The following is a 26,486-nucleotide window of genomic DNA, read 5'->3' as shown; positions in this document are numbered from 1 at the left end:
CCGAGATCATAGCGACGCCCTGAGCGCCTCCAGCACCGGGGCGGTGTCGGGGCGCTTGCCGCGCCACTGGAAGAAGGACTCCGCCGCCTGCTCCACCAGCATGCCAAGGCCATCCACGGTGCGGGCACCGCGCTCGGCGGCCCAGCGCAGGAAGACCGTGGGCTCGGCGCCATACATCATGTCGTAGGCGGTGGCACCCTCCGAGAAGAGGTCGTCGGGCAGCGGCGGCAGGTCGCCGGCGAGGCTCGCGCTGGTACCGTTGATCACCAGGTCGAAGGGACCGGCCGCGGCGTCGAAGCCGCCACCGGCGACCTCTCCCAGGTCCCGGAAGTCGGCGGCTAGCCGCTCGGCCTTTTCGACGGTGCGGTTGGCCACGACCAGGTTCGCCGGCGCCTCGGCCAGCAGCGGCTCCAGCACACCGCGCACCGCCCCGCCGGCTCCCAGCACCAGGAGCCGGGCGCCGGCCAGGTCCACCCCGGCGCGCTTCAGGTCGCGCACCAGCCCCACCCCGTCGGTGGTATCGCCATACGTCGCCCCGTTGCCGCCCAGGATCAGGGTATTCACCGCCCCGGCCCGCCGGGCGCGCTGGCTCAGGGTGTCGCAGAGGCGGAAGGCCTCCTCCTTGAAGGGCACGGTGACGTTGGCGCCGCGCCCGCCCTCGGCCACGAAGCGCCGCCAGGCACCGGCGAAGTCGTCCAGGGGCGCCTCGATGGCGCTGTACTCGATCGGCTCGCCGGTCTGGGCGGCAAAGGCGGCATGGATGGCCGGCGACTTGGAATGGGCCACCGGATGGCCGAAGACACAGTAGCGGTCGGTCATGGTCACTCCTTGATCACTCATCGAGGTTCTCCTCGCCCAGCCAGTCCCGGGGACGCAGGTAGTTCGCATAGAGCTCCGCCTCGGGGCTTCCGGGCTCGGGCTCCCAGGCGTACTCCCAGCGTGCCAGGGGCGGCATCGACATCAGGATCGACTCGGTGCGCCCGCCGCTCTGCAGCCCGAACAGGGTGCCGCGATCCCAGACCAGATTGAACTCCACGTAGCGGCCGCGGCGGTAGAGCTGGAAGTCGCGCTCGCGCTCGCTCCAGGGCGTCTCGCGGCGACGTCGCACGATGGGCAGATAGGCATCGAGGAAGGCGTCCCCCACGGCGCGCTGGAAGGCGAAGCACGGCTCGAAGCCCCCTTCGTTGAGGTCGTCGAAGAAGAGCCCGCCGACGCCGCGGGTCTCGTCGCGGTGCTTGAGATAAAAGTAGTCGTCGCACCACGCCTTGTAGCGCGGATAGACCCCCTCGCCGAAGGGGGCACAGGCGTCCCGGGCCACCCGGTGCCAGTGCACCACGTCCTCGAGCACCGGGTAGTAGGGGGTGAGGTCGAAGCCGCCGCCAAACCACCACACCGGCGCCTCGCCGGGCTTCTCGGCGATAAAGAAGCGCACGTTGCCGTGGCTGGTGGGCACGTGAGGGTTCTCGGGATGCAGCACCCAGGAGACGCCCACCGCGTGGAAGCTGCGCCCGGCCAGCTCCGGGCGCGCCGCCGTGGCCGAGGGGGGCAGGCGCTCGCCGAAGACATGGGAGAAGTTGACCCCACCCTTCTCGAAGACCCGGCCGCCCTCGATCACCCGGGAGCGCCCGCCGCCGCCTTCGGGGCGCTCCCAGGCGTCCTCCCGAAAGCCCTGGCCGCCGTCCTCGGCGGCCAGGGCTGCACAGAGCCGCTCCTGGAGGTCGAGCAGGTAGGTCTTGACGTGGTCGAGTTGGGCGTGGGTCAAGGGGGTCTCCTCGGAAAGCGCAGGGGAAATCAGGAACGCAGCACCTGGCCGGTGGCCAGGTCGCGGATGGTGCTGGGCCGCTCGAGACCGCCCAGCTCGCCCTCGACCACGGCATCCAGGCCGTCGGCGAAGATGGCGCGCACCTCGTTGGCGCTCATGGCCGGCGGTTCGCTGGCGATATTGGCCGAGGTGGAGACGATGGGGCCTCCGAAGGCCTCGCAGAGCTGGGCGACCAGGGGATGGGCGCTGACCCGCAGCGCCACCCTGTCATGACAGCCTCGCACCAGGCCATGGCTGCGGCCGTTGTCGGGCACCAGCCAGGTATTGGGCCCCGGCCAGCTGGCCGCCAGAGGCGCGTGAAGCTCGAGGGGTAACCCTTCGAGCCAGGCGGCGAACTGCTCGATGCGCCCCGCCACCAGGATCACCCCCTTGGCGGGGTCGCGCTGCTTGAGGCGCAGCAGGTGCGCCAGCGCCTCGTCGTTATCCGGGTCGCAGCCCAGCCCCCACACGGCCTCGGTGGGGTAGGCGATGACACCGCCCCGACGCAGGGCGGCAACGGCATGGGCGATCTGGCTGGCCTGGCTCATGGAGACTCCTGGGCGGCAAAGAGGCGGGAACGGGCGCGGATTCTATCACGCTCCCGAGAGCCGCACCCAGCCGCCGGCGGCATGGGCGACCCGCCCCTCCAGCTCCAGCTCAAGCAGGCGACGCTGACACTCGATGACACCAAGCCCGGAGAGCCCCACCAGTGCATCCACCGGCGTCGGCGTGCCGCTCAGCCAGCGCAGCAGGGGGTCGCCGAGCCGCGGGTCGCCGGCCGCGGACGCCTCCGCCAGGGGCGCGGCGGCCTGGACGGGCTGCCACTGGCTCAGCTCAGCGATGATATCGTCCACCTCGCAGACCAGCGCCGCGCCGTCACGGATCAGCCGCAGGCAGCCCCTGGCCTGGGGGTTGTGGATGGAGCCCGGCAGCGCGAACACCTCGCGCCCCTGCTCGGCGGCCAGCCGGGCGCTGACCAGGGAGCCGCTGCGCTCGGCGGCCTCCACCACCAGCACCCCATAGGAGAGGCCGGTGACGATGCGATTGCGACGCGGGAAATAGGCTGGCCGCGCCGGCGTGCCGGGCGGATGCTCGGAGAGCAGCAGGCCACCGGGTTCACGGAGCCGCTCATGCAGCCGATGGTGGCGTGCGGGGTAGACCACGTCGACGCCGCAGCCCAGCACGGCAACGCTGGCTCCACCGGCCGCCAGCGCCGCCTGCTGGGCCGCGGCATCGATGCCCAGCGCCATGCCGCTGACCACGCACCAGCCGCGCCCCGCCAGGTCCCGGGCGAAGCGCGCCGCATTGGTCAGCCCCTCTCGGGTCGCGCGGCGGGCACCCACCATGGCCAGCCGCGGTGGCGAGAGCGCACCGAGATCTCCCCAGGCCCACAGCACGGGCGGCGGGTCGGCGATTTCATCGAGCAGGCGCGGCCAGGCGGGGTGGTCAGGATGGAGCAGGTGGCGGGCGGGCGCGGCAGCGAGCCACGCCTCGGCCCGGGCGATGTCGCCGCCCAGGGGGCTCCGGGCAGGGTGGTCCAGCCAGAGCCGCAGCGCCGTGGCAGCCCAGGGCTATCGCAGTTAGATGAGCAGTCGTTCATAGACACGCCGCCAGCATCATAGGCATTCTGGCGGGTATCTCTGCTGAGCCGGCCCAAGGAGTGATATGGCACCTGTCACCAGCTGCTTTTCTGATCTGCCCGACCCCAGGGGCTCCAACGCTCGTCACAAGCTGGATGAAGTCCTGTTCATCGCCCTATGCGCGGTGCTCTGTGGGGCTGAGGACTGCTCAGATATGGCGCTGTTCGGGCAGTCCAAAGAACCTTTCCTGCGTCGCTTCCTGACGCTGCCTCATGGCATCCCCAGCCATGACACCTTCAGCCGGATCTTCCGCCACCTAGACCCTGATGCCTTCCACGATCATTTCCTTACCTTCATGTCTCGTTTTGCCGAGCAGGTGGAAGGGGTCGTGGCCGTCGACGGCAAGACGCTGCGGCGCTCCTATGACCGCGCCGCCTCCCAGTCACCTCTCCACCTGGTCAGCCTGTGGGCGGCTGACCAGCGCCTGGTGCTGGGTCAGCGCGCCGTCGATGAAAAATCCAACGAGATCACAGCGGTACCAGAACTGCTCAAGCTGTTATCGCTCTCTGGCGTCACAGTGACCGCCGATGCCATGCACTGCCAGCGGGCCCTGTCCCAGCAGATTACGGAGCAAGGCGGACACTATGCCCTGGCGGTCAAAGACAACCAGAGGGCGTTGTTCGATGACGTTCAGTTCATGATGGAGACAGCAGGCGCCGGCGAGACCCACGTTGACAGCGGCCATGGCCGTGTCGAGTCACGCCAGGCAACGGTGATCACCGATATTGACTGGCTGCAATGCGCCCATCAGTGGCCGGGCCTGAAGGCCGTGGGGCGCATCACTCGCCGTCGGGAACTGGCTGACAAGGTCAGTGAAGATGTCGCTTACTATCTCCTGAGTGACGTAGTGTCCCCGGAGCGGCTTGTGGAAGTGACCCGCCAGCATTGGGGCATCGAGAATCGCCTCCACTGGGTGCTGGACGTCACCATGCAGGAAGACCAGAGCCGCAACCGCCGGGGCCATGGCCCTGAGAACCTGGCCCTGCTGCGCCGACTGGCGCTCAACGTGGCCAAGCTGGAGCCTTCCAAAGGGTCCATGAAAGGCAAGCGCAAGCAAGCTGGCTGGAATGACGACTACCTGCTGAGCCTCATTCGTCAGTTCGCTCAACTGCGATAGCCCTGCGTGGCAGCCTCCTTCGGCAGCAGCGCCAGCCAGCCGTCCGGCCAGGCCGAGGCACATGAGGCCACCTCGGCCAGCCGTGCAGGGCCGATACCCGGCAGCTGACTCAGCACCAGCCACTCACGGGCCCCGGGCCGCACCGCGCTCACCTCACCCTCAGCGCAGGGCGGCGTCCAGGCCGCGCTGCGGAGTGTGAACGCGATCCCCGATGGAGAGGGTCCGGCTGGCCTTCATCACCAGGCCATAGCTCATCTTTTTGTAGGGCTTGAACACCATCACCAGGCCGGCATCCTCTCCGGGCAGGCGCAGGGACTCACCGGTGCGAGGATCGCTGACCCGCTCGCCGCGCTGCTCGACCATCAGCACGTGGCCGGGCTCGAGGCCATCTCGGCGGCCGCGGTCAAGGGCCACCACCTGCAGGCGACCGATGAACTGCACGCCACCCGGCACCGCCAGGATGGTGCCCTCCACCTCCTGCTCCGGGGCGCGCGGAGTGAACTCGGTCACCAGGCCACGAACCTCCAGGGGCAGCACGATATCGTTGTTGCGCACTTCCTGGCGGGACGAGGTCACCTCAAGCACCACGATATCGCCCTCCTGACGCTCGCGGCGCGCCTGGCCGATGCTCTCGAGTTCCAGCCCCAGCAGTTCGCCAGTGGCGGGATCCATGAAGCGCTCGCCCACACGATAGAAGCCGACCCGGCCGCTCCCCTCAACCTCACCGCGGGCGTAGAGACGGTCCCCCACGCCACTCATCAGGCGACGGTCGTCCCCGCCCACCACATAGGCCAGCTCGTCGAGGCTTTCCGGGTCATCGATGATACGGTGGTCGCGCAGGAAATGACGCACCGCCTCGATAGGCATTGGCTCTATCGCCTCGCGATGGGGAATGGTGCGCATCTCCGGTGAAAGCCGCACCTGCCCCTGGCCGCGCTCGAGTCCCAGGCAGGGGCGACCGTTGCAGTCGTAGAGGTAGATGACGTCGCCGGGATAGATCAGGTGCGGGTTGCGGATCTGCGGGTTGACCCGCCACACCTCCGGCCACTGCCAGGGGTGGCGCAGGAAGCGGCCGGAGATATCCCACAGGGTATCGCCGCGCGCTACCGTGTAGCGCTCCGGGGCGTCGCCTCTCAGGCCATCGTCCCAGCTGAGCCCCTGAGCCTGGGCGCCCAGACCCAGCCCCCCCAGCGCCACTGCCACGCCCAGCAGCACCGCGGCCCGGGTCGGCCAACGCCGCCGCTGCCTGCCCTCTCTGCTCTGCTTCATCCCTGCTCTCCCCGCGTTTCGGCACCGGCCCTCTGTTGCTCCAGCTGAACCTGGTGGCTCTAGGTGAACCTGGCTGGCGTGGTATAGTCTGAGGTTATCGACGTGATGCGCATTCGGCGGTTTCTGCCCCGAGCGCCCCCCTCTAGAATAGTGTCATTCCGTAAATGACAGCATAACGGTGAAACCAACGCCATGGCCAAATTACCGATCCTCGAATTCCCTGACGAGCGCCTGCGCACCACGGCAGCGCCGGTCGAGTCGGTCGACGACGAGGTGCGCCGGCTGGTCGACGATATGCTCGAGACCATGTACGACGCCCGCGGCATCGGGCTGGCAGCCACCCAGGTCGACGTGCATCGCCGGGTGATCGTGATGGACGTCAGCGATGCTCAGAACGCGCCGCTGGTGATGATCAACCCGGAATATACGCCTATCGGCGAGGAGCGCGACCTCCTGTCCGAGGGCTGCCTGTCGATCCCCGAGTACTATGCCGAGGTGCCGCGCGCCCTCAAGGTTCACCTCAAGGCCCTGGATCGCGACGGCAAGCCCTTCGAGCTCGAGGCCGAGGGCCTCCTGGCCCACTGCATCCAGCATGAGCATGACCACCTCGAGGGCGTGCTCTTCGTGGACTACCTCTCGCCGCTCAAGCGCGACCGCGTGATGAAGAAGATGCAGAAGCGCCACAAGCTGATGCAGGGCGCCTGACGCCGCTGCGTCTCTCCTCCTCCGGAAGGCCGGCGCCATGCGCCGGCCTTCGTCGTTTGCGTCCGGCTCCGTTATCATGGAGGCATCGCCCACTGGCAAGGCCCGGATTCATGTCTCGACCCCTCAGCATCATCTTCGCTGGCACTCCCGATTTCGCCGCCGAGAGCCTCCAGGCGCTGCTCGCCAGCCGCCACCGCGTCATCGCCGTCTATACCCAGCCGGACCGCCCCGCAGGCCGTGGCCGCAAGCTGACGCCGAGCCCGGTCAAGCGACTGGCCCTCGAGCACGACCTTCCGGTCTTCCAGCCCGCAACGCTCAAGTCGCCGGAGGCCCAGGCGGAGCTGGCCGCGCTCGGCGCCGACCTCATGGTGGTGGTGGCCTACGGCCTGATCCTGCCCAAGGCGGTGCTGGAGACTCCACGGCTCGGCTGCCTCAACGTCCACGCCTCGCTGCTGCCCCGCTGGCGCGGCGCCGCGCCCATCCAGCGCGCCATCGAGGCCGGGGATGCCGAGAGCGGCGTAACCATCATGCAGATGGACGAAGGGCTCGATACCGGCGATATGCTGCTGATCCGGCGTACTCCGATCACCGCCACCACCACCGGCGGAGAGCTCCACGACACCCTGGCCGCCCTGGGCGGCGAGGCCATCGTCGAGGCCCTGGACGCCCTGGCGGGCGAGGGGCTTCCCGCCACGCCCCAGCCGGAGGCCGGCGTCACCTACGCCGCCAAGCTCTCCAAGGCCGAGGCGGAGCTGGACTTCCGCGAGCCCGCCGCGACCCTGGCCGCTCGAGTGCGCGCCTTCAACCCCTGGCCGGTGGCCTGGTGCGCCTTCGACGGCGACCGCCTGCGCCTGCTGATGGCCGAGGCCGGCGAGCCCAAGGCGGGCGAACTCGGGGCGGGCAACGCCCCCGCCGCTCCCGGCACCCTGCTCGACCACGACGGCGAGGCCCTGCGCATCGCCTGCGGCCCCGCGGGTCGCGAAGTGCTGCAGGTCACTCGAGCCCAGCTGCCCGGCGGCAAGGCGCTGCCGGTGAGTGAGCTGCTTCGCGCCCGGGCCGAACGCTTCGCACCCGGCCAGCGCCTGGGCCGCATCGCCGAGGAGAGCGCCTCATGAGCCAGCCAAACAAGCGCCGCGCCCAGGCGTCCCGGGGGCTGGAAAACGACGGCGGCCTGGCGGTACGCGCCGCCGCCGCCCGCGCCCTGGTCCCGGTGATCACCGGCAAGGGGTCGCTCACCGGCCTCGACGACCACCAGGTCGTGGCCCGGGACCGCAGCCTGTTCAAGGCGCTCTGCTACGGCACCTGCCGTACCCTGCCCCGCCTCGAGGCGCTGGCGGCAAGGCTGCTGGTGAAGCCCTTCAAGGCCCGGGATGCCGACGTCCAGGCGCTGCTGCTGCTCGGCATCCACCAGCTGCTCTACCTGCGCATTCCGGCCCACGCCGCGGTGGGCGAGACCGCCGGCGCCGCCCGGCTGCTCGGCAAGGAGTGGGCCACCCGGGTGCTCAACGGCTGCCTGCGCCGCCTGCAGCGGGAAGCCGCCGAGCTCCAGGCCGAGGTGGACCGCGACCCGGCGGTGGCACTGCTGCACCCGAAGTGGCTGCTCAAGGCACTGCGCCAGGCCTGGCCCGACGACTGGCGCGCCATCGCCCAGGCCAACAACGCACCGGGCCCCATGACGCTGCGGGTCAACCGCCGCCATGGCGACCGCGAGGCCTACCTGGAGCGCCTAGCCGCCGCCGGGATCACGGCTCACCTCTGCCTCCATGCCCCGGACGGCATCACCCTGAAAACCCCCTGTGATGTCCAGCTGCTGCCGGGCTTCGAGGAGGGCCACGTCAGCGTTCAGGACGAGGCCGCTCAGCTCACCAGCGTGCTGCTCGGCCCCATCCTGGCACCCCGCCCCGGCGCCCGGGTACTGGACGCCTGCTGCGCCCCCGGGGGCAAGACCAGCCACCTGCTGGAGCTCTTCGACATCGACATGCAGGCGGTGGACAGCGACGCCGAGCGCCTGGCCCGGGTCGAGGATGCCCTGGCCCGCCTGCACCTCCAGGCTCGCCTGACCCATGGCGACGCTACCGGGCGCGACTGGTGGGACGGCGAGCCCTTCGAGGCGATCCTCCTCGATGCGCCCTGCTCCGGCAGCGGGGTCATCCGCCGCCACCCCGATATCAAGCGGCTGCGCCGTCCCTCGGACATCAAGGCCCTGGCCGTCCTGCAGGGGAAGATGCTCGATAACCTCTGGCCGCTGCTGCGCGAAGGGGGCACCCTGCTCTACGCCACCTGCTCGGTGTTCCCCGAGGAGAACAGCGAGCAGGTCGACGCCTTCCTCGCGCGCACCCCGGACGCCGAGGCCACCACCCCCGAGGACGTGGCCTGGGGGCGGCCCGCCGGCGCCGGCCGCCAGCTGCTCCCCGAGCTCGACGGCCACGATGGCTTCTTCTATGCCAGACTGAGAAAGCGTAAGGCATGAACCCGAGTCACCTGAACCCAGGAGGCATGATGAGCAACCACATCTACAAGCATATCGAGCTGACCGGCTCCTCCGAGGAGGGCATCCAGCAGGCCATCGAGAGCGCCCTTGCCAAGGCAAGCGAGAGCCTGCACGGCATGCGCTGGTTCGAGGTCATCGATACCCGCGGCCATATCGAGCACGGCCGCGTGGCCCACTGGCAGGTCACCATCAAGGTGGGCTTCACCCTCGACTGATGGCGAGCTGTTCTTCTCCCGGCGGCTGGTTTAGGCTTGCCGCTACCATGTTGCGGCGCACAAGGTGCGCCGCACTCGCTGGAAGCGGACCTCAGACTCCATGAAGATCATCATCCTCGGCGCCGGCCAGGTCGGCGGCACCCTGGCCGAACACCTGGCCCGGGAGGAGAACGACATCACCGTCATCGATACCGACGGTGACAAGCTGCGCGAACTGCATACCAAGCTCGACATTCGCACCGTGGTGGGGCCCGGCTCCTACCCCATGGTGCTGCGCCAGGCGGGCTGCGAGGACGCCGACATGCTGATCGCGGTGACCAGCCAGGACGAGGTCAACATGATCGCCTGCCAGGTCGCCCATACCCTGTTTCGCACCCCCACCAAGATCGCCCGGGTGCGCGCCACCGCCTACCTGACCCGCAAGGGGCTCTTCGCCCACGAGGCGGTGCCCATCGACGTGCTGATCAGCCCCGAGCAGGTGGTCACCGACCATATCCGCCGGCTGATCGAGCATCCCGGTGCCCTGCAGGTGCTGGAGTTCGCCAGCGGCCTGGTACAGCTGGTGGCCGTCAAGGCGATCTATGGCGGCCCCCTGGTGGGCCAGGATCTCGCCTTCCTGCGCCGCCACATGCCCAGCGTGGACACCCGCGTCGCCGCCATCTATCGCCGCAACCGGCCGATCATCCCCCGGGGCGACACCGTCATCGAGGCCGACGACGAGGTCTTCTTCATCGCCGCCCGCCGCGATATCCGGGCGGTGATGAGCGAGCTGCGCCGCCTCGACCGCGACTTTCGCCGGATCATCATCGCCGGCGGCGGCAATATCGGTGAGCGCCTGGCCGAGCACCTGGAGCACAGCCACCAGGTGAAGATTATCGAGCACAGCCTTGAGCGCTGCACGGTGCTCTCCGAGCGGCTGGACCGCACCGTGGTGCTGCACGGCAGCGCCACCAGCAAGCGGCTGCTGGAGGAGGAGAACATCGAGGAGTGCGACATCTTCTGCGCCCTGACCAACGACGACGAGGTCAACATCATGTCGTCGATGCTGGCCAAGCGCATGGGGGCCAAGAAGGTGCTGACGCTGATCAACAACGCCGCCTACGTGGACCTGGTGCAGGGCGGCGAGATCGATATCGCCATCTCGCCCCAGCAGGCCACCATCGGCAGCCTGCTGACCCACGTGCGGCGCGGCGATATCGTCAACGTCCACTCCCTGCGCCGCGGCGCCGCCGAGGCCATCGAGGCGATCGCCCACGGCGATACCCAGTCCTCGAAAGTGGTGGGGCGCGCCATCGGCGAGATCGACCTGCCCCGCGGCACCACCATCGGCGCCATCGTGCGCGGCAAGGAGGTGCTGATCGCCCACGACGACGTGGTGGTGGAGTCCGGCGACCATGTGATCCTGTTCGTGATCGACAAGCGCCGCATCCGCGAGGTAGAGCGGCTGTTCCAGGTCGGCCTCACCTTCTTCTAGCCGGACAACCGGACCACACAACGACGGGGAGCACCGCTCGATGAGCCTGCGCATGATCCTGCGCATCCTGGGGCTGCTGCTGATGCTGTTCAGCCTGACCATGATGCCGCCGATCCTGATCTCGCTGCTGTTCGGCGACGGCCAGTGGCACGCCTTCATGGCGGCCATCGGCATCACCGTCCTGACCGGCCTGGCGATGTTCCTGCCCAACCGCCGCGCCCGCAAGGAGCTGCGCACCCGGGACGGCTTCCTGATCGCCGCGCTGTTCTGGAGCGTCCTGGCGCTGTTCGGCTCGCTGCCGCTGATGCTCACCGACGTGGCCCCGCTCTCCCTGACCGACGCCGTCTTCGAGTCCTTCTCGGGCCTCACCACCACCGGCGCCACGGTGATCACCGGCATCGAGCACCTGCCGGAGTCGATCCTCTACTATCGCCAGCAGCTGCAGTGGCTGGGCGGTATGGGCATCGTGGTACTCGCCGTCGCCATCCTGCCGACGCTCGGCGTCGGCGGCATGGCCCTCTACCGCACCGAGATCCCGGGCCCGCTCAAGGACTCCAAGCTCACCCCCCGCATCACCGAGACCGCCAAGGCGCTCTGGTACATCTACGCCGCCCTGACCATCACCTGCATGCTGGCCTACATGGCCGCCGGCATGAACTGGTTCGACGCCCTGGGCCACAGCTTCTCCACCGTGGCCCTCGGCGGCTTCTCTCCCCATGACGCCAGCATCGGCCACTTCGACAGCGCCCTGATCGAGATGATCTGCGTCTTCTTCCTGATCGTCTCCGCGGTAAGCTTCAGCCTGCACTTCGTCGCCTGGCGCCAGCGCAGCGTGACCCACTACTTCCAGGACCCCGAGGCGCGCTTCCTGCTGCTCTTCCTGCTGGGCCTGGTGGTGATCACCGTGGTCTCCCTGTGGCTCACCGAGACCTATGGCACCGAGCGTGGCCTGCGCCACGGCCTCTTCCAGGTGGTCTCGGTGGCGACTACCGCCGGCTTCGGCGTGGCCGACTTCTCACTCTGGCCGGGCGCCCTGCCCTTCCTGCTGTTCATGGCCGCCTTCGTGGGCGGCTGCTCCGGCTCCACCGGCGGCGGCATGAAGGTGATCCGCATCATCCTGATCCTCAAGCAGGGCATGCGCGAGGTGATGCGTCTGATCCACCCCAATGCGGTGATCGCGGTCAAGGTGGGCAAGGTGAGCGTGCCGGACGGCATCGCCCAGGCGGTATGGGGCTTCTTCTCGGTCTACGTGATGCTCTTCTTCCTGATGCTGGTGGGGGTGATGGCCACCGGCGTCGACCAGGTCACCGCCTGGTCCACCGTCGCCTCGGCCCTCAACAACCTGGGCCCGGCACTCGGCGAGGCCTCCGGCCACTACGGCGACCTGCCGACCCTGGCCAAGTGGATCCTGGTGGTGGCCATGCTGCTCGGCCGCCTGGAGATCTTCACCGTGCTGGTGCTGTTCACCCCCGCCTTCTGGCGGCGCTGAGGGAATTTGGCCCGCCCGGGCGCATCATGGATAATCGTTGCCTCACCCTTTCAGATCGAGCCTCCATGACCGACCCTCAGGACACTGCGATCCAGCCCGGCGCGGACCTCGCCACCAGCGGGCCCCGCCGCGTCATCCAGCTCGGCGAGACCCGCTACACCCTGCTGGGCACCGCCCACGTCTCCGCCGAGAGCGCCGATGACGTGCGCGCCCTGATCCGCTCCGGCGAATTCGACGCCGTGGCTATCGAGCTGTGCGACTCTCGCCACCACAGCCTCGACAACCCCGACGCCCTGAACAACCAGGACCTGTTCGAGATCTTCCGCCAGGGCAAGGCAGGCATGGTCGCGGCGAGCCTGGCGCTGGGCGCCTTCCAGCAGCGCGTGGCCGAACAGTCGGGCATCGAACCCGGTGCCGAGATGCGCGCCGCCCTGGAGGAGAGCCGCCGGGCCGAACTGCCGCTGCTGCTGATCGACCGCGACGTGGGCGTCACTCTCAAGCGCATCTACCACAACGTCCCCTGGTGGCAGCGCTTCTCGCTGTTCTCGGGGCTGCTGGGCAGCGTGCTGTCGCGCCAGGACGTCTCCGCCGAGGAGATCGAGCGGCTCAAGGAGGGCGATGTCCTGGAGTCCACCTTCAGCGAGTTCGCCGCCGAGTCCGAGACCCTCTACACGCCGCTGATCAGCGAGCGCGACCGCTACATGGTGCTGCGCCTGGCGGAAGAGGCCCCGCCGGGGCGCTACCGCCATGTCCTGGTGGTGATCGGCGCAGGGCATCTGAAGGGAATGGCCGAGGAGTTCGAGACCCCGCTGCCCGAGGCGCCCACGGCGGAGCGCGAGGCGCTGGAGGAGACCCCGCCGCCTTCGAAGCTGTGGCGAGCGCTGCCCTGGCTGGTCACCGTCCTGGTGCTGACCGGCTTCGCCATCGGCTTCTCGCGCAACACCGAGCTGGGCTGGCAGCTGGTCGGCGAGTGGTTCCTGATCAACGGCGTGCTCTCGGCGGCGGCCACCCTGGTGGCCCTGGCGCATCCGCTGACCGTGGCGGCCACCTTCTTCGCCGCCCCGCTCACCTCGCTCAACCCCACCATCGGCGCCGGCTTCGTGGCCGCCGGGGTGGAGCTCTGGCTGCGCAAGCCCAAGGTGGGCGACTTCTCCACCCTGCGCCACGACGTCACCGAACTGAAGGGCTGGTGGCGCAACCGGGTCTCGCGCACCCTGCTGGTCTTCATGCTGGCTACCCTGGGCTCAGCCGCCGGCACCTGGGTCGCGGGCTTCCGCATCGCCGGTGCCCTGTTCGGCAGCGGCGCGGCCTGACCCTAGACCGGCAGTCGCGGTAGCCCGTAGCGGGCGGGGCTGACCACGTGATCGAGGCGGCCGATCTGGTCGATCTCTCCCGCCGCCAGCTCGGTGTCGAGGAAGGCGTCGGCGAAGGCCAGATTCTTGACCACCTTGACCCGGGTCGGCACCCCCTTGGCGCCGATATCCATGACCCAGGCAAGGAAGCCGCCGGTATACATGGCCAGAGATCCCACGGGATAGGGGCCGCGCCGGCGGATCACCTCCATCAGCTGCTCTCGATCGTAGGCCTCCGGCCGGGCATTCAGCTCACGATAGGCCTCCAGGGGCGTCAGGGCCGCACGGCCATTGCGCTCATGGGTCATGACGTTAAGCGCCTTGAGCACCGCCGCCAACCGAACCTCCGCCGAGAGCCGGCGGCCAGGACACCCCTGAGGGTAGCCGGTGCCGTCCAGGCGTTCGCTGATGCCGGCAACCACATCGCGGCAGATGCGCGCCGGAGCCCAGCCTAGCGTTTCCAGCCGCTCCAGCAGTACCTGCGCAACCGCTCGGTCTGGGCGCGGGTCAGGTGGCCGCTCAGAGCCGGCAGCGCATCGCCGATCTGCAGCGGCTTGCCGAGGGTGTGCAGCAGCGCCCCGGCCACCGCATCGCGCAGGCCGGGAGCCTCCGGATCCCGGGCCACCAGGATGGCGGCCAGCTCACCGGCCACCTGCACGGCCTGGCGTACCCAGCCCTCCTCCTGATAGAGCTGCCCGAGGCCGAACAGCAGGCCCTCTCGGTCACGGTGAGCCAGATAGATCAAGGTATCCACGCTGTCGTAGAGCAGCTCTTCGGGAAAGTGCTGATGATGCTGCATGATCATGGCGATGCGCTGCAGCTGCTGCACCACCTCGCGAACGCCCAGCCGCCGGGAGGCGTGCTGCCGGCCTTGGTGATGCGCCTCGCCTTCCGTCGAACCGCCGTCGCGGGGCTCCACCCGGGGCACGAAGATCTCGGAGCGTCCCGCCCCTGTGGCACTCCTGCCCGCGCGATGCAGCAGCTCTCGCTGTGTCTCCCGCCTGAGCGTCAGCCACTTGTCGCGCTCGTCACTCGACAGCGCCTCGAGGGGCAGCCAGACGACGGCGCGGTCCTGGTTGCCGAAGGGCCTCAGGCGCGCTACGCGGGTGCGCAGCTGAAAACACTCCCCGTTGGGAAAACGCAGCGTCACGGCAGGCAGCGTCTGTCCGTCACCGAGGGCGAGGCTGTCATCGAGATAGAGCAGCACCGCCACTTCGTCGGCCGAGAGATTCAGCACCTGTCCGGGAATGCTGAACTCGCCGGGATAGACGTCCAGACTGACGGCCACCTTCATGCCGTAAAGGCAGGGGAGCGGCGCCAGATAGGTGCCCTCCTGCCGCCCCTGCTCCAGCAGATCGGGCAGCCGACAATCCAGCTGCAGCTCGCCGGTGGGCAGCGCCATCGCCTTGACCGACACCCCCGTGAACATCAAGCGCTCCTGGCGCCCCTGGCGGGTCAGGGGCGCCTGACTTTCCAGGTCCAGCTCCATGACGCCGCCGGCAAGGTGGGGCAGGAGATCCTCACCATAGGCGGCGGGCACGCTCAGTACCAGTGTCCCCTTTGCCGGGTCCTGACGCACCAGCTGGACCAGCCGTGGAGCCTGCATGCCACCGGCAAGGATGGACAGCTGGGCGCGGCGATCGTGGAGGGAGTCAAGGAGCCATCCCGCGGGATGCCGAGTTGAATCGAGATAGTGGGGTCGAAACATGGCGTCGCATTTTCCTGGCCTGTCCTTGGGATATCACCTCCTGTGATTCTAGGCACCAGGCAACGCGAGGAGTTTGTCGTTTCTTATCCTCTGCGCGTTATTTTGCAATCTTTATGGCCGAGTTGGGGCCTTCTCGGTGACCATGGCGGCGTTCAAGTAACCTTTGCATCGCCGCCGTCGGCGCTTCGATCTTCTCGAAGCGCCGGCTGGCGGCGTAGCTCTCGTTGAAGGCGTCGAAGTAGTCGTCCAGGGCCTGGGCGGCCGAGCCGTCGCCCCCCTGGCGCAGCAGCTCGGCGGCCACCTCGGCGGTGCACAGATGGGCTGCCGAGGCCGGCTTGCGCAGCCGGTAGCGGGTCAGCCGCTCGCTGTGCAGCGGCAGTACCGGCAGCCGGTCGAGGTAGGGGCTCTTGCGAAAGATGCGCCGGGCCTGGCGCCAGGTGCCGTCCAGCAGCACATAGACCGGCGTGCGCCCGGCGGCCTTGGCCTCGGCCACGGCGTCGATCCCCACCACCCGCTCCGCGTAGTCCGGCTGGTCGTCGGGGAAGATCACGAAGGGGGCGTAGCGCAGGTCGTCCAGCAGCGCCAGCAGCCGCTCGTCCGGCGCGGTGCGATACCAGGTAAAGACCTCCGTCTCGGGCAGCACGTCGCGGATCAACCGCCCGGTGTTGGTGGGCTTGTGGTGCTCCATGGGATGGGTGAGCAGCCACACCCGCGCCTCGCTCTCGGCCCTCACCGCATAGGGGCAGAGGCAGTTGAGCTCGGGCAGTTGGCAGCCCGGGCAGCGCACGACGAAGCTGCCTCGGGCCTTGAACTCACGCCGCGGCGGCCGCGGATGGCCGGTGGCGGGGTCATGGGAAAGCGCCCCGTCCAGAGGACGTTCGGCACAGATGTCAGGGCTGTCGTGCTGCATGGCGGCTACCGCAAAGAAGAAGGCGCGGCATTCTAGCACCTCCGCCGGCGCCCTTCAGGAGGTCAGCAGGATCTCCGGCACCCAGAGCCGCCCCTCGCGCTTCCAGTGGCACACCAGCGCCGGCACTCCCTTGCCGGCGGGCTGGCTGAGCCGGCTGACGCCCGGCGGCGACAGCGCCTCGGCCTCGGGGTCCACCAGCACGCAGGGGGCGCCGAAGGGCGCGTACTGCAGCAGCGAGGCCGCCGGCATCACGGCAAGCGAGGTGCCCACCACCAGCAGCAGGTCCGCCTCGCTGACCAGCTCGCAGGCCTCCCCGAAATGGGGCACCTCCTCGCCGAACCAGACCACGTCGGGCCGCAGCTGGCTGCCCTTGTCGCAGATGTCGCCCAGTTCGATCCCCCCGCGAGGCAGCGGATAGTGCATGCGCCGGTCCACGCTGGAGCGCGCCTTGAGGATCTCCCCGTGCAGGTGGAGCACGTGGCGGGAGCCGGCCCGCTCGTGCAGGTCGTCGATATTCTGGGTGATGATACTGACCCGAAAGCCCTGCTTCTCCAGCGCCGCCAGCGCCTTGTGGGCAGCATTGGGGCGCGCCTGGCGCACCTGGTCGCGGCGCGCATTGTAGAACGCCAGCACCCGGGCCGGGTCCCGCCGCCAGGCGCCGGGCGTGGCCACCTCCTCCACCGGATGATCCGCCCAGAGGCCATCCTCGGCGCGGAAGGTCTGGATACCGCTCTCGGCACTGATCCCCGCTCCGGTGAACACCACCAGATGCGGCGCGCGCTGTTCTGCCATCGACTCTCTCCGCTCGGGGCATCTGAACTACCTGGGCTGAAAATACCACCTGCGGCCGGCTCAGGACCACACGAGGGCTTCGTCGACGAGGTCGAGTCCCGGCTCGGCGTGACGGTGGAGTTCTTCCCGGTGGGCAACCGCACCACCGCCATCAACGCCCTGCGCTTCGAGCAGGTCGATATCGTGCTGGCCGGCCCCTCCGAGTACGTGCTGATGGCCGAGCGGGTCCCGGGCACCAAGGCGGTCACCGCCATCGTACGCCCCGAGTACTACTCGGTGTTCATCGCTCCCACCGACAGCGACATCGAGACCCTGGAGGACCTCAAGGGCAAGCACGTGGCCATGAAGGACCACGGCTCCACCACCGGCCACATCATGCCGAGCTACATGCTGAGCCAGGCCGGCCTGGACATCGACCGCGACCTGCGGATCTCGCTGCTGGACGGTGCCCGCATGCAGGCCCTGGCCTCCGGCGAGGTGGATGCCGTGGGCACCGGCGTGCGCGACTTTGCCCCCTTCGTCGCCCAGCACGGCGAGGAGAACTACCGCATCATCGAGCGCGGCCAGGACATGCCGGGCGACCCCATGGTGGCCGGCCCGCACATCTCCGCCGAGTGCGTCAGCGAGATGCAGGAGGCCTTCATGAACGATCCGGACGGCCTGCTGCAGGCGATCCTCGCCCCGGGCGAGCGCGACAAGTACATCGGCGCCGAGATGGTGCTGGTGGAAGACAGCGAGTACGACATGGTGCGCGAGTCCTACGCGCTGCTCGGCCTCTCCGACTGATGGAGCTTCCATGCAGCTAAGCATCGACAATATTACCAAGGTCTATCCTGACGGGACCCGCGCCCTCGACGGGCTGTCGTTCGACGTCAGCCCCGGGGAAGGCGTGGTCATCCTCGGCCACAACGGCTGCGGCAAGTCGACGCTGATGAAGTGCCTGACCGGCCTGGAGCGCCCCACCTCGGGGCGCCTCAGCCTGGCCGGCCTCGATCTCGCCTCGGCATCGCGTCGCGAGCTCAGGCCCCTGCGCCAGCGCATCGGCTGCGTCTTCCAGAAGTTCAACATGGTCGGCAACCTCTCGGTGCTGCAGAACGTGCTGTTCGGCCTGATGGGACGGCGCGGCATCCTGGCCAGCCACGCCCTGACCGCCAGCCGGCAGTCGCGCCAGGCGGCCATGGAGGCCCTGGAGCGGGTCGGCCTCGCCCACCTGGCTCCGCGCCGCACCGATACGCTCTCCGGCGGCCAGCAGCAGCGCGTGGCCATCGCCCGCATGCTGATGCAGGAAGCCGAGATCGTGCTGGCCGACGAGCCGGTAGCGAGCCTCGACCCCCGCGCGGGCCGCGAGGTGATGGAGCTGCTCTGGTCGGTGGTGCGCGAACGGAAGATGACCGTGCTCTGCGTGCTGCACCAGATCGAACTCGCCCGGGAGTACGGCGAGCGGCTGATCGGCCTGCACGGCGGCCAGCTCGCCTTCGACCGCCCCACCGCCGAGGTCAGCGACGTCGACATCACGGCCCTCTACCAGACCGTCACACCACAGGAGGCCGCTACCGATGAGCGATTCATCGCCGCGCCGCGCCGCCCAGGCTTGAGCGCCCCTCTCCCATCGCCTTCATCCTGCTGCTGGCCTTCGCCGCCTTCTTTATCAGCGGCTTCTCCAGCGCCAACATCCACTCGGAGCGCCTGCTGCGCGGGGTTGCGAACCTCGGCACCTTCTTCGGCGAGGCCCTGCCGCCGGACTTCGCCCGCTGGGACGTGATCGCCACGGCCATGCTGGAGACCTTCCAGATGGCCATCGTCGGCGTGGTGTTCGGGGTGATCCTGAGCCTGCCCATGGCGCTGCTCTGCGCCCGCAACACCAGCCCCCATCCCATCGTTCGGGTGATCGCCCGCAATGTCGTCGCCACCCTGCGCACCGTGCCGGACCTGGTGTGGGCGCTGATCTTCGTGGTCGCCGTGGGGCTGGGCCCGCTGGCCGGCATCCTGGCCATCGTCATGGACACCATCGGCTTCTGCGCGCGCTTCTTCTCGGAGCGCATCGAGGAGGTGGATCCCGGCCCCGGCCAGGCCCTGGCCGCCACCGGCGCCTCGCGCAGCGGCGTGGTCTGCGGCGCCATCATCCCCGAGTGCACGCCCTCCTTCGTGGCCACCAGCCTCTTCTCGGTGGAGAAGGCGGTGCGCAGCGCCGTGGTGCTGGGCCTGGTCGGCGCCGGCGGCATCGGCGTGGAGCTCTCCGCCGCCATGAACCTCTTCCGCTACGACCAGGCCCTCACCGTGATACTGGCCATCCTGGTGGTGGTGATCGGCGTAGAGCAGGTCAGCGCCTGGATCCGCAAGCGGGTGATGTGATCGCAAGCCACTTCCCGTTCTCGTCCCTTGGCCGCCTTCGGGCGATCTTTTTCATGGCCGATCACCCGGACCTTCCGGCCTGGTTACTCGATGCAGGCAACCAAAAAGGCCGGCGGGATATCCCGGCCGGCAAGCATCGAATCAGTGCGAGACATACGGTGATGAAAGAGAATCTTCAGCGACTCTCCTGCCGACCCTCACCGCCTGATGGCGGCGAATATCGGCAGGGTCATGCAGAGTCAAAAGTGAAGGGCTCGCTTAAAAGTCATAGCGGATACCTACAGTGTAGAGCAGGCTGTCGTCGATGTTCTCGCCGCTGATATCTTCGTCGAAGATCTCGGCATAGACGCGCATCGGGCTGAAGCGGTAGTCGACGCCGATGGCCCAGGGGTTGCTGCTGCTGACATCGCCCACGTAGCTGACGTCATAGACGTCGGCATAGAGGTTGCCCTGGCCGTAGTTGAAGGTGGCACCCAGGCCGAAGATCTCCTTGATGGCGGATGCAGAAGCACCGTCGTTGACCGACCCCAGCTCTTCATACATGACACGAGCGGAGACATTGGGCAGGAACTGGTACTGGGCGGAGACGCCCCAGATATCCTCGCCGGCGGCGTTGTTGCTGCCACCGTCGTAGCGGGCGCCCCGGTCGGAGACATCCTTCGACTGGTTATAGCCCGCCGCCAGGTAAAGGCCTTCCCAAGTATAGGTCACCGCCGCCGCGGCGGAGGTGGTAGAGCTATTGTTCTGGGCACCGACATCTGCACCATTGGCGCTCAACCGACATCTGCACCATTGGCGCTCAAGTGCTTGACCTGGACGTGGCCCTGCAGGCCGCTGAAGATCGGTGAAGCATAGGCCAGGGTGTCGCCGCGGGAGCCGATGGACCCTGTATCCAGGCTGATGAAGCCGTCGTTCTCGTAGTTGTCGAAGAGCCCTGTCACGGCCTCCTTGTAGACGCTGTCGAAGTTGCCGATGGTGATCGTGCCAAGCTGCTGGCTGCGCAGCCCCAGGAAGCTGTTGCGCACCTGCATGGGATCACGATTCACCGCATCGGCCCTGAAGCGAAACTCCATGCGGGCGAAGGCGCTCAGGTCGCTGCTGAGCTCATGGTTGGCACGGAAGCCGAAGCGCGAGCCGTTGTTCTGGAATTCGCTGCCGCTGGTCTTGTCCGCACCCGGCGTCAGGTCCTGGGTACCGCCCGAGGTGATCATATAGTTGATGCGGCCGTAGATATCGACCTTGGTGCCGTCCTGATCGTAGACAGTGGCCGCCTGGGTGACGGCAGAAGCGGACAGCGCGCCAACCACGGCGGTGGCGATGAGTGACTTCTTGAACATGAGAGGCTTCCTTGAATGATCTCTTGGGATATGCAAAGGGATGCCCCCATTTTCGACCGGACCTTCCAGCCAAGAGGGGCGGGCCATTCGTGGCTTCTTGTTGTATGGCGATGAACGAAATCCCGGGATCATGTCAGGAAGGTGACGCTTTTATTCACGCATCTTGATCGCATTCAGCTCTCCGAGAGCCATGGTGGGCTTGCGCCTCCCCGACCTATCCTCAGAAGAAAGGAAGCAGAAAATCTGGCACTACCCACCACAGCACCCTGCCTGAATAACAAGAAATTATTCAAGATCCTCTGTAATTGAATATAAGTTTATTTTTCATAATCCCCCCCTAGCCTTGCGCCTGTCGAATCGGACGACTTGACGTTGAGACCTCCAGCTCGCCACGGACCGGTGAGTCGAATCCCATAACGACAGGCAAAGCTCATGAACATGTTGAAGAAGATGCCCCTGACTCGCGCCGTGGCCGTGATGGCCGCTCTTGCGGGCGCTTCCGCCGCCCAGATGGCCGTCGCCAGCGAAGACGCCCTGCTCCAACGACTCCTGGAGCGCGGCGTGCTGACCCAGCAGGATGTGGATGAACTGCGTGCGGAGAACCGGGCCACCCAAGCCGCCAGCCAGCAGCCGACCCGTGATGACGGCCTCCAATACGAGCCTCAAGAGGGGCTGCAGCAGGATGACGTCAACGTTCAGGTACGCCGCTTCGGGGTAGAGACCGCAGACGGCAGCGATCGCTTCCGGATTCGCGGCCGCCTGATGCTCGATGCCGCCTACGTCGATGACAACGAGGACACCACCGACGACCACCGCATCGGCGAAGGCAACTTGGGTGACTTCGGCACCATCATCCGTCGTGCACGACTGGGCGCCCTGGGGCTCTTCCATGACAACTGGGAGTGGCAGCTGGAGGTGGATTTCCGCGATGAGGAGGTGCGTTTCGCCAATGCCTATATCGCCTACCTGATGGACAATGGCCGCCTGGCCTTCGGCCATTTCAAGGAGCCCTTCAGCCTGGAGAGCTCCACCAGCTCCCGCCGCATTTCCTTTCTCGAGCGGGCCACGCCCATCGATGCCTATCGCCCCAGCCGCAACCTCGGCGTGATGTACGAGACCCTGCAGCAGGACTGGTACGGGGCCATCGGCGCTTTCGGCGGCGACGGAGTGGGCCGCGACCGAGAGGTCTCGGAAGGCTATGCCGTTTCCGGCCGCGCCAGCATCGCTCCGATCAACGAGGAGAATGCCTTCGTACACCTCGGCGTCTCCGGCAACTACCGCAAGAATGCCCGCAACGAGGATGACGGAGCCTACGAAGACGTGCGTATGCGCAGCCGTCTCGGCACCCGCGCCGTCGACGGGCGCATCATCGGGCGCCGCGACATGGAGGCGGTCAGCGACTTCACCACCTCCAATCTGGAGTTCGCCGCCGGCCACGGCCCCTTCTCGGTACAGGCGGAATACATCCGCCAGGACCTCAACCGCGACGTCAACGACCCCAACTTTTCCGAGGGCGAGGTCGACAGCATGACGATGGACGGCTGGTACGCCCAGGCCAGCGTCTTCCTGACCGGCGAATCGCGCAACTACCGCGCCTTCAGCGGCGACTTCGGGCGAGTCACCCCCAACCGCCCCTTCAACCCCTCACAGGGGCACTGGGGCGCCTTCGAGCTGCTCGGCCGCTACGCCACAGCGGATCATACCGAGCATCATGCGCCCCGCGGCAGGCAGCAGGTGGACCACTGGACGCTGGGCCTGAACTGGTACCTGCAGCCCGAGATCATCGCCAAGTTCAACGTCATGTACATCGATGCCGAGGCCGGCGACGCCAGCCTGGATGATGGCGTCAAGGAGTGGGACAGCTGGGTGCTGGGCGCGCGCCTGCAGTACGAATTCTGACCCCCTCCTGGCTCCACTGACGACCGGGACAGGGAGGTGTCCGCTCTCATCAGCAAGCCTCCCTGTCATGTCGCTGACATTTCCCACCTTTAGCCTGGTTTCTTTATGCAAGAGAGGCGCCGCGTCATGTCCACTCATGCGCTCAAGATCGCAGGACTCCACAAGCGCTTCGGCGACACCCTGGCCCTGGACGGCATCGACCTCGCCCTGCCCCGGGGCCAGGTACTGGCCCTGCTGGGTCCCTCCGGCTGCGGCAAGACCACCCTGCTGCGCTGCATCGCCGGCCTGGCCGACGCCGATGACGGCGAGATTCACCTCGACGGCCAGTGCGTCGCCGCGCCGGGCCGCCACCTGAGCCCCGACGACCGCCGCCTGGGCATGGTCTTCCAGGACTATGCCCTCTGGCCCCATATGAGCGTCTATCACAACGTGGCCTTCCCGCTGGAGATGCAGGGGGTGAAGGCCAACGCCCGACGCCCCCAGGTGGAGTGGGCGCTTTCGCTGGTGGGGCTTGCCGACTACGCCGAGCGCGCCCCGGGTGAGCTCTCCGGTGGCCAGCAGCAGCGGGTGGCGCTGGCTCGGGCCATCGTCGCCAAGCCGCGCCTGCTGCTGATGGACGAGCCCCTCTCGAACCTCGACAAGGGCCTGCGGGAAAGCCTGGCACTGGAGATCCGCGGCCTGATCGAGGAGCTCAGCCTGACGGCGGTGTTCGTCACCCACGACCAGCACGAGGCCTTCGCCCTGGCCGACCGGGTCGCCGTGCTGCAGCAGGGCCGCCTGCAGCAGGTCGATTCGCCGGAGGCGCTCTTCCACACCCCGGCTACGCCGGCCATCGCCGATTTCGTGGACGCCGGCACCCTGCTCGACGGTCGGCTCGATGCTCACGGCCTGGCCATCGCCGACACCCGGCTGCCGATGACCGCGGCCTGCGGCTATCGAGGCGAGGTCCGCCTGCTGCTGCCGCGCCGGGCCCTGCGCCTCTGCGCCCCCGACGACGGCCTGCTGCGGGCGCGCATCACCGGCCGCCTCTTCCAGGGCGAGCATCTGTCACTGCAGCTTGGCCTCGCCGACGGCCGCTCCCTCAAGCTGCACGCCCCCCATGCGCCGGAGCGCGGCTGCCAGGTGGGGGTCAACATCGATGTCGGCGCCCTGCGCGCCTGGGACACCGATGCGCGCCTGCTCGACCTGATGCCCTACGCCGACGTGGCGGCCATCGCCACCGGCTGACCCCGGCCTATCCACTCACACCGTGATTCAGGAGACCCATATGTTCCCCTTGAAAGCTCTCGCCTTCGGCGCCGGCCTGCTCGCCCTGCCGGGCCTTGCCGCCGCCGGCGCCCTGACCGTCTACTCCGCCGGCCCCGGCGCCCTGATCGAGAACCTCGCCGCCGACTTCACCGACCAGACCGGCATCGAGGTCAACGTCTTCCAGAGCACCACCGGCCAGGTGATGGCGCGCCTGGAATCCGAGCAGGCCAATCCGCTGGCCGATGTCGTGATCTCCGCCTCCTGGGACAGCGCCGAGTCTCTGCATCAGGAGGGCCTTCTGCACGAGTACCTTTCTCCCAATGCCGACACCGTTCCCGACTTCCTCAAGAGCGACCACTACGTGGCCCAGGGTGTCTCGGCCCTGGCCCTGGTGTGGAACCAGGACAGCAGCGTGCCTCAGCCGGCCGACTGGAGCGACCTCACCGATGCCGCCTACCGCGACCAGGTGACCATGCCCGACCCGGCCCAGTCAGGCGCCGCCTTCGAGCTGATCAGCGGCCTGCTCACCGCCAAGGGTGAAGACGCTACCTGGTCGCTGATGGAGGCGCTCGCCGACAACGACATGATCGTGCCCGGTCCCAACGCCCGCGCCCTGAACCCGGTACTGCAGGGGGCGAAATCCGTGGTCTTCGGCGCGGTGGACTATATCTCCCTGGGCCAGCAGGCTGAGGGCGAGGCCATCGAGGTGATCTTCCCCGAGAGCGGCACCGTGATCGCGCCGCGGCCGATGATGATCCTTGCCTCCACCTCCATGCCCGAGGAGGCCGAGCGGTTCATCGATTTCGTGCTCTCCGAGCAGGGCCAGGCGAGGGTCGCCGAACGCTACCTGATGCCGGCCCGCACCGACATCGAGGCGCTGCGCCCGACCCTCGAGGAGCTGACCCTGATCGAGGTGGACAGCGAGGCGATGAACGCCCAGCGCGAGGAGATCCTCACCCGCTTCCGCGAGGCCACGGGTAGCTGATGCTGGCCGCCATCGCGTCTCGTCTGCCCCGGATCACCGGGGCAGGCGTCGTCATGCTGCTGACGGCGGCGGCCCTGCTGATGCTGGTGGGGCTGCCGCTGCTCTACGTGGTGCTGCAGGCGATCTTCCCCGGCTGGTCCCGAGGGGAGCTCGCCGGCGCCTTCGGCCTCTTCGTGCCGCTGCTCTCCGATCCGGCGCTGCTGGGCCTTCTCGGCAACACCCTGCGCCTGGGCGTCGCCGTGGTGGCAGTATGCGCCCTGCTGGCCATCCCGCTGGGCGCGCTGCGCGCCCTGGCACGGGTGCCCGGCGGCGGCGCCTGGGACCTGATCTTCCTGATCCCCTTCATGATCCCGCCCTACATCGCGGCCCTCTCCTGGATGCTGACGCTGCAGCCGCGGGGCTACGCCGAGCAGCTCACCGGGTTCTCGGCTAGCGGCTTCCTGTTCTCCTTTTCGGGTATCGTCTTCGTGATGGTGCTCAACGTCTTCCCGGTGGTCTATTTCGCGGTGTCGCGCACCATGATGAGCGTCGGCGGGCGCTACGCCTCGGCCGCACGGGTCAGCGGCGCCGGGGCCTGGCGCGCCTTCTGGCGCATCACTCTACCGCTCTCCACCCCCGGCATCGCCGCCAGCCTGCTGCTGGTCTTCGCGCTCACCATCGAGGAATTCGGCACGCCGGCCACCCTGGGCGCCCAGGCGGGCTACAAGGTGCTGGTCACCGGTATCCACGAGCGCTTCGCCGACTGGCCCATCGACATCCCCGGCGCGGCGGTGCTCTCGCTGCTGCTGGTGATGCTGGCCATGGCCGCCTTCTATCTGCAGCACTGGCTGGTGACGCGGCGCTCCTTCGTCAGCCAGACCGGTAAGCCCGCGGCGGTAGAGCCCATCGAGCTCGGCCTCTGGCGCTGGCCGGTGCTGGCGCTGTTCGGCCTGGTGGGGGCGATCTCGGTGGGCGTACCGATTCTGGCCGTACTGGCCACCGCCTTCACCGGCACTCTCTCCGGCGGCCTGACCCCGGAAAACCTCTCACTGCGCCACTTCGAGGCGCTGTTCGCCAACCGCGGCGGCGCCCTGCAGGCGCTCTCCACCAGTCTGGGGCTCGCCATCGGTGCGGCGCTGCTCACCGGGGTGCTGGGGGCCCTGGTGGGCTACCTGGTGGTGCGGGCTCACCTACGCGGCAAGGGGCTGCTCGACCTGCTCTCGCTGCTGCCCAATACCATGCCCGGCATCGTGGTGGCGGTGGGGCTGATCCTGGCCTGGAACCAGAGCTGGTGGCCGATCCAGGTCTACAACACCGGCGCCATGCTGCTGCTCGCCTACGCCTGCCTGCTGCTGCCCTATCCGGTGCGCTACGCCTCGGCGGCCTTCCGCCAGATGGGCGAGAGCCTGGAAGCCGCGGCCCGGGTGTGCGGGGCCGGCTTCTTCACCGCCTTCCGGCGCATCCTGCTCCCGGCCCTGGCGCCCAGCCTGATCGTCTCCATGCTGCTGGTCTTCGCCATCGCCTCCCGGGAGCTCGTCGCCTCGCTGATGGTGGCGCCCGCCGGCATGCGCACGGTCTCGACCTTCGTCTTCGGCCAGTTCGAGCAGGGCTCCCCCGGCGTCGGCATGGCGATGAGCGCCGTGGCGATCTTCACCACCACGGCGCTGCTGGTGGCGCTGACGGTGTTCAGCCGCAAGCGACTGCCGATAGCGGGGTGACCCTC

The 26,486-nt window shown here is 68.2% G+C and carries 26 protein-coding genes and 1 pseudogene; 15 read left to right on the top strand and 12 right to left on the bottom strand.

Translation table 11 applies throughout. The annotated features are described in order from the left end of the window. Positions 1–6 precede the first annotated feature (6 nt). From aroE to dprA, 4 genes and pseudogenes are all read right to left on the bottom strand, one after another. Entirely contained in the window at positions 7–819 is an 813-nt protein-coding gene (aroE, locus tag NHL60_RS03415) for a shikimate dehydrogenase (protein WP_253451976.1), read from the bottom strand. Between the two features lie 13 nt (positions 820–832). Continuing rightward, positions 833–1,762, bottom strand: coding sequence for an oxygen-dependent coproporphyrinogen oxidase (hemF, locus tag NHL60_RS03410; RefSeq protein ID WP_253449036.1), 930 nt, complete (start codon positions 1,760–1,762; stop codon positions 833–835). Positions 1,763–1,791: 29 nt separating this feature from the next. Next, the gene (locus tag NHL60_RS03405) at positions 1,792–2,349 is read right to left on the bottom strand and encodes an L-threonylcarbamoyladenylate synthase (protein ID WP_253449034.1); all 558 of its coding nucleotides are present in this window, start codon (positions 2,347–2,349) and stop codon (positions 1,792–1,794) included. Between the two features lie 45 nt (positions 2,350–2,394). Beyond that, positions 2,395–3,366: pseudogene (gene dprA, locus NHL60_RS03400) on the bottom strand (DNA-processing protein DprA); the annotation flags it as partial. Positions 3,367–3,466: 100 nt separating this feature from the next. Between dprA and NHL60_RS03395 the strand changes: the two are divergent. Further along, positions 3,467–4,558, top strand: coding sequence for an ISAs1 family transposase (locus NHL60_RS03395; protein WP_253443097.1), 1,092 nt, complete (start codon positions 3,467–3,469; stop codon positions 4,556–4,558). On the opposite strand, the gene NHL60_RS03390 is transcribed toward NHL60_RS03395, so the two are convergent. Together NHL60_RS03390 and NHL60_RS03385 are read right to left on the bottom strand one after the other, a co-directional pair. Then, positions 4,546–4,710 (bottom strand): hypothetical protein, encoded by a 165-nt coding sequence (locus NHL60_RS03390; RefSeq protein WP_253449032.1) that lies wholly within the window; start codon positions 4,708–4,710, stop codon positions 4,546–4,548. The genes NHL60_RS03395 and NHL60_RS03390 overlap by 13 nt on opposite strands. Before the next feature lie 7 nt (positions 4,711–4,717). Continuing rightward, a complete protein-coding gene (locus tag NHL60_RS03385; RefSeq protein ID WP_253449030.1) occupies positions 4,718–5,827 on the bottom strand; it encodes a LysM peptidoglycan-binding domain-containing protein in 1,110 nt (369 codons plus the stop codon). 192 nt (positions 5,828–6,019) lie between these two features. Here NHL60_RS03385 and def point away from each other — a divergent pair, with 192 nt between their 5' ends. The 7 genes from def to NHL60_RS03350 all read left to right on the top strand — a co-directional run bounded on the left by def (position 6,020) and on the right by NHL60_RS03350 (position 13,514). Next, on the top strand, positions 6,020–6,532 hold the full coding sequence (gene def, locus NHL60_RS03380; protein ID WP_253449027.1) for a peptide deformylase: 513 nt from the start codon (positions 6,020–6,022) through the stop codon (positions 6,530–6,532). Between the two features lie 110 nt (positions 6,533–6,642). Next, positions 6,643–7,647, top strand: coding sequence for a methionyl-tRNA formyltransferase (fmt, locus tag NHL60_RS03375; protein WP_253449024.1), 1,005 nt, complete (start codon positions 6,643–6,645; stop codon positions 7,645–7,647). Then, positions 7,644–9,002, top strand: a complete 1,359-nt coding sequence (gene rsmB, locus NHL60_RS03370; RefSeq protein ID WP_253449021.1) for a 16S rRNA (cytosine(967)-C(5))-methyltransferase RsmB — start codon at positions 7,644–7,646, stop codon at positions 9,000–9,002. The genes fmt and rsmB overlap by 4 nt, the downstream gene beginning before the upstream one ends. 29 nt (positions 9,003–9,031) lie before the next feature. Further along, positions 9,032–9,238, top strand: coding sequence for a dodecin (locus NHL60_RS03365; protein ID WP_253449018.1), 207 nt, complete (start codon positions 9,032–9,034; stop codon positions 9,236–9,238). A 100-nt stretch (positions 9,239–9,338) separates the two neighbouring features. After that, a complete protein-coding gene (gene trkA / locus NHL60_RS03360) occupies positions 9,339–10,712 on the top strand; it encodes a Trk system potassium transporter TrkA (RefSeq protein WP_253449015.1) in 1,374 nt (457 codons plus the stop codon). Between the two features lie 40 nt (positions 10,713–10,752). Beyond that, positions 10,753–12,201 (top strand): TrkH family potassium uptake protein, encoded by a 1,449-nt coding sequence (locus NHL60_RS03355; protein WP_253449012.1) that lies wholly within the window; start codon positions 10,753–10,755, stop codon positions 12,199–12,201. A 65-nt stretch (positions 12,202–12,266) separates the two neighbouring features. After that, positions 12,267–13,514: a TraB/GumN family protein gene (locus tag NHL60_RS03350; RefSeq protein WP_253449009.1), complete on the top strand. Its 1,248-nt coding sequence runs from the start codon at positions 12,267–12,269 to the stop codon at positions 13,512–13,514. Between the two features lie 2 nt (positions 13,515–13,516). Here the strand turns inward: NHL60_RS03350 and NHL60_RS03345 are convergent, their stop codons facing one another. From NHL60_RS03345 to NHL60_RS03330, 4 genes are all read right to left on the bottom strand, one after another. Beyond that, positions 13,517–13,975, bottom strand: coding sequence for an HD domain-containing phosphohydrolase (locus tag NHL60_RS03345; protein WP_253449006.1), 459 nt, complete (start codon positions 13,973–13,975; stop codon positions 13,517–13,519). 29 nt (positions 13,976–14,004) lie between these two features. Then, positions 14,005–15,261 (bottom strand): hypothetical protein, encoded by a 1,257-nt coding sequence (locus NHL60_RS03340; protein ID WP_253449004.1) that lies wholly within the window; start codon positions 15,259–15,261, stop codon positions 14,005–14,007. Positions 15,262–15,358: 97 nt separating this feature from the next. Then, positions 15,359–16,171: a tRNA-uridine aminocarboxypropyltransferase gene (locus NHL60_RS03335; protein WP_253449002.1), complete on the bottom strand. Its 813-nt coding sequence runs from the start codon at positions 16,169–16,171 to the stop codon at positions 15,359–15,361. 54 nt (positions 16,172–16,225) lie between these two features. Beyond that, entirely contained in the window at positions 16,226–16,963 is a 738-nt protein-coding gene (locus NHL60_RS03330) for an NAD-dependent deacylase (protein WP_253449000.1), read from the bottom strand. Between NHL60_RS03330 and NHL60_RS03325 the strand changes: the two genes are divergently transcribed. Genes NHL60_RS03325 through phnE form a run of 3 tightly spaced genes read left to right on the top strand, consistent with a single transcriptional unit; the run spans position 16,856 to position 19,315 of the window. Next, complete coding sequence (locus tag NHL60_RS03325) at positions 16,856–17,749, top strand: phosphate/phosphite/phosphonate ABC transporter substrate-binding protein (RefSeq protein ID WP_367399340.1); 894 nt, start codon at positions 16,856–16,858, stop codon at positions 17,747–17,749. The genes NHL60_RS03330 and NHL60_RS03325 overlap by 108 nt on opposite strands. 10 nt (positions 17,750–17,759) lie before the next feature. Next, on the top strand, positions 17,760–18,725 hold the full coding sequence (gene phnC / locus NHL60_RS03320) for a phosphonate ABC transporter ATP-binding protein (protein ID WP_253448997.1): 966 nt from the start codon (positions 17,760–17,762) through the stop codon (positions 18,723–18,725). Next, complete coding sequence (gene phnE / locus NHL60_RS03315) at positions 18,611–19,315, top strand: phosphonate ABC transporter, permease protein PhnE (protein ID WP_253451973.1); 705 nt, start codon at positions 18,611–18,613, stop codon at positions 19,313–19,315. Before phnC ends, phnE begins: the two co-directional genes overlap by 115 nt. A 258-nt stretch (positions 19,316–19,573) precedes the next feature. Here phnE and NHL60_RS03310 read toward each other — a convergent pair whose 3' ends face one another. Together NHL60_RS03310 and NHL60_RS03305 are read right to left on the bottom strand one after the other, a co-directional pair. Further along, positions 19,574–20,092, bottom strand: coding sequence for a porin (locus NHL60_RS03310; RefSeq protein ID WP_253448995.1), 519 nt, complete (start codon positions 20,090–20,092; stop codon positions 19,574–19,576). After that, on the bottom strand, positions 20,089–20,652 hold the full coding sequence (locus tag NHL60_RS03305) for a porin (protein WP_253448993.1): 564 nt from the start codon (positions 20,650–20,652) through the stop codon (positions 20,089–20,091). Before NHL60_RS03305 ends, NHL60_RS03310 begins: the two co-directional genes overlap by 4 nt. Positions 20,653–21,084: 432 nt before the next feature. On the opposite strand from NHL60_RS03305, the gene NHL60_RS03300 reads away from it, so the two are divergent. From NHL60_RS03300 to NHL60_RS03285, 4 genes are all read left to right on the top strand, one after another. After that, a complete protein-coding gene (locus NHL60_RS03300; protein WP_253448991.1) occupies positions 21,085–22,551 on the top strand; it encodes an OprO/OprP family phosphate-selective porin in 1,467 nt (488 codons plus the stop codon). A gap of 126 nt (positions 22,552–22,677) precedes the next feature. Continuing rightward, positions 22,678–23,778 carry an ABC transporter ATP-binding protein gene (locus NHL60_RS03295; RefSeq protein ID WP_253448988.1) on the top strand — a complete coding sequence of 367 codons (1,101 nt, stop codon included), beginning with the start codon at positions 22,678–22,680 and terminating at the stop codon, positions 23,776–23,778. Between the two features lie 40 nt (positions 23,779–23,818). Then, a complete protein-coding gene (locus tag NHL60_RS03290) occupies positions 23,819–24,784 on the top strand; it encodes an ABC transporter substrate-binding protein (protein ID WP_253448985.1) in 966 nt (321 codons plus the stop codon). Then, positions 24,784–26,481: an iron ABC transporter permease gene (locus tag NHL60_RS03285; protein WP_253448982.1), complete on the top strand. Its 1,698-nt coding sequence runs from the start codon at positions 24,784–24,786 to the stop codon at positions 26,479–26,481. Before NHL60_RS03290 ends, NHL60_RS03285 begins: the two co-directional genes overlap by 1 nt. Positions 26,482–26,486 lie beyond the last annotated feature (5 nt).

It is taken from the genome of Halomonas sp. Y3 (genome assembly GCF_024137965.1).
GTDB lineage: Bacteria > Pseudomonadota > Gammaproteobacteria > Pseudomonadales > Halomonadaceae > Halomonas > Halomonas mongoliensis.
This window is presented reverse-complemented; position numbering and strand designations above follow the sequence as displayed.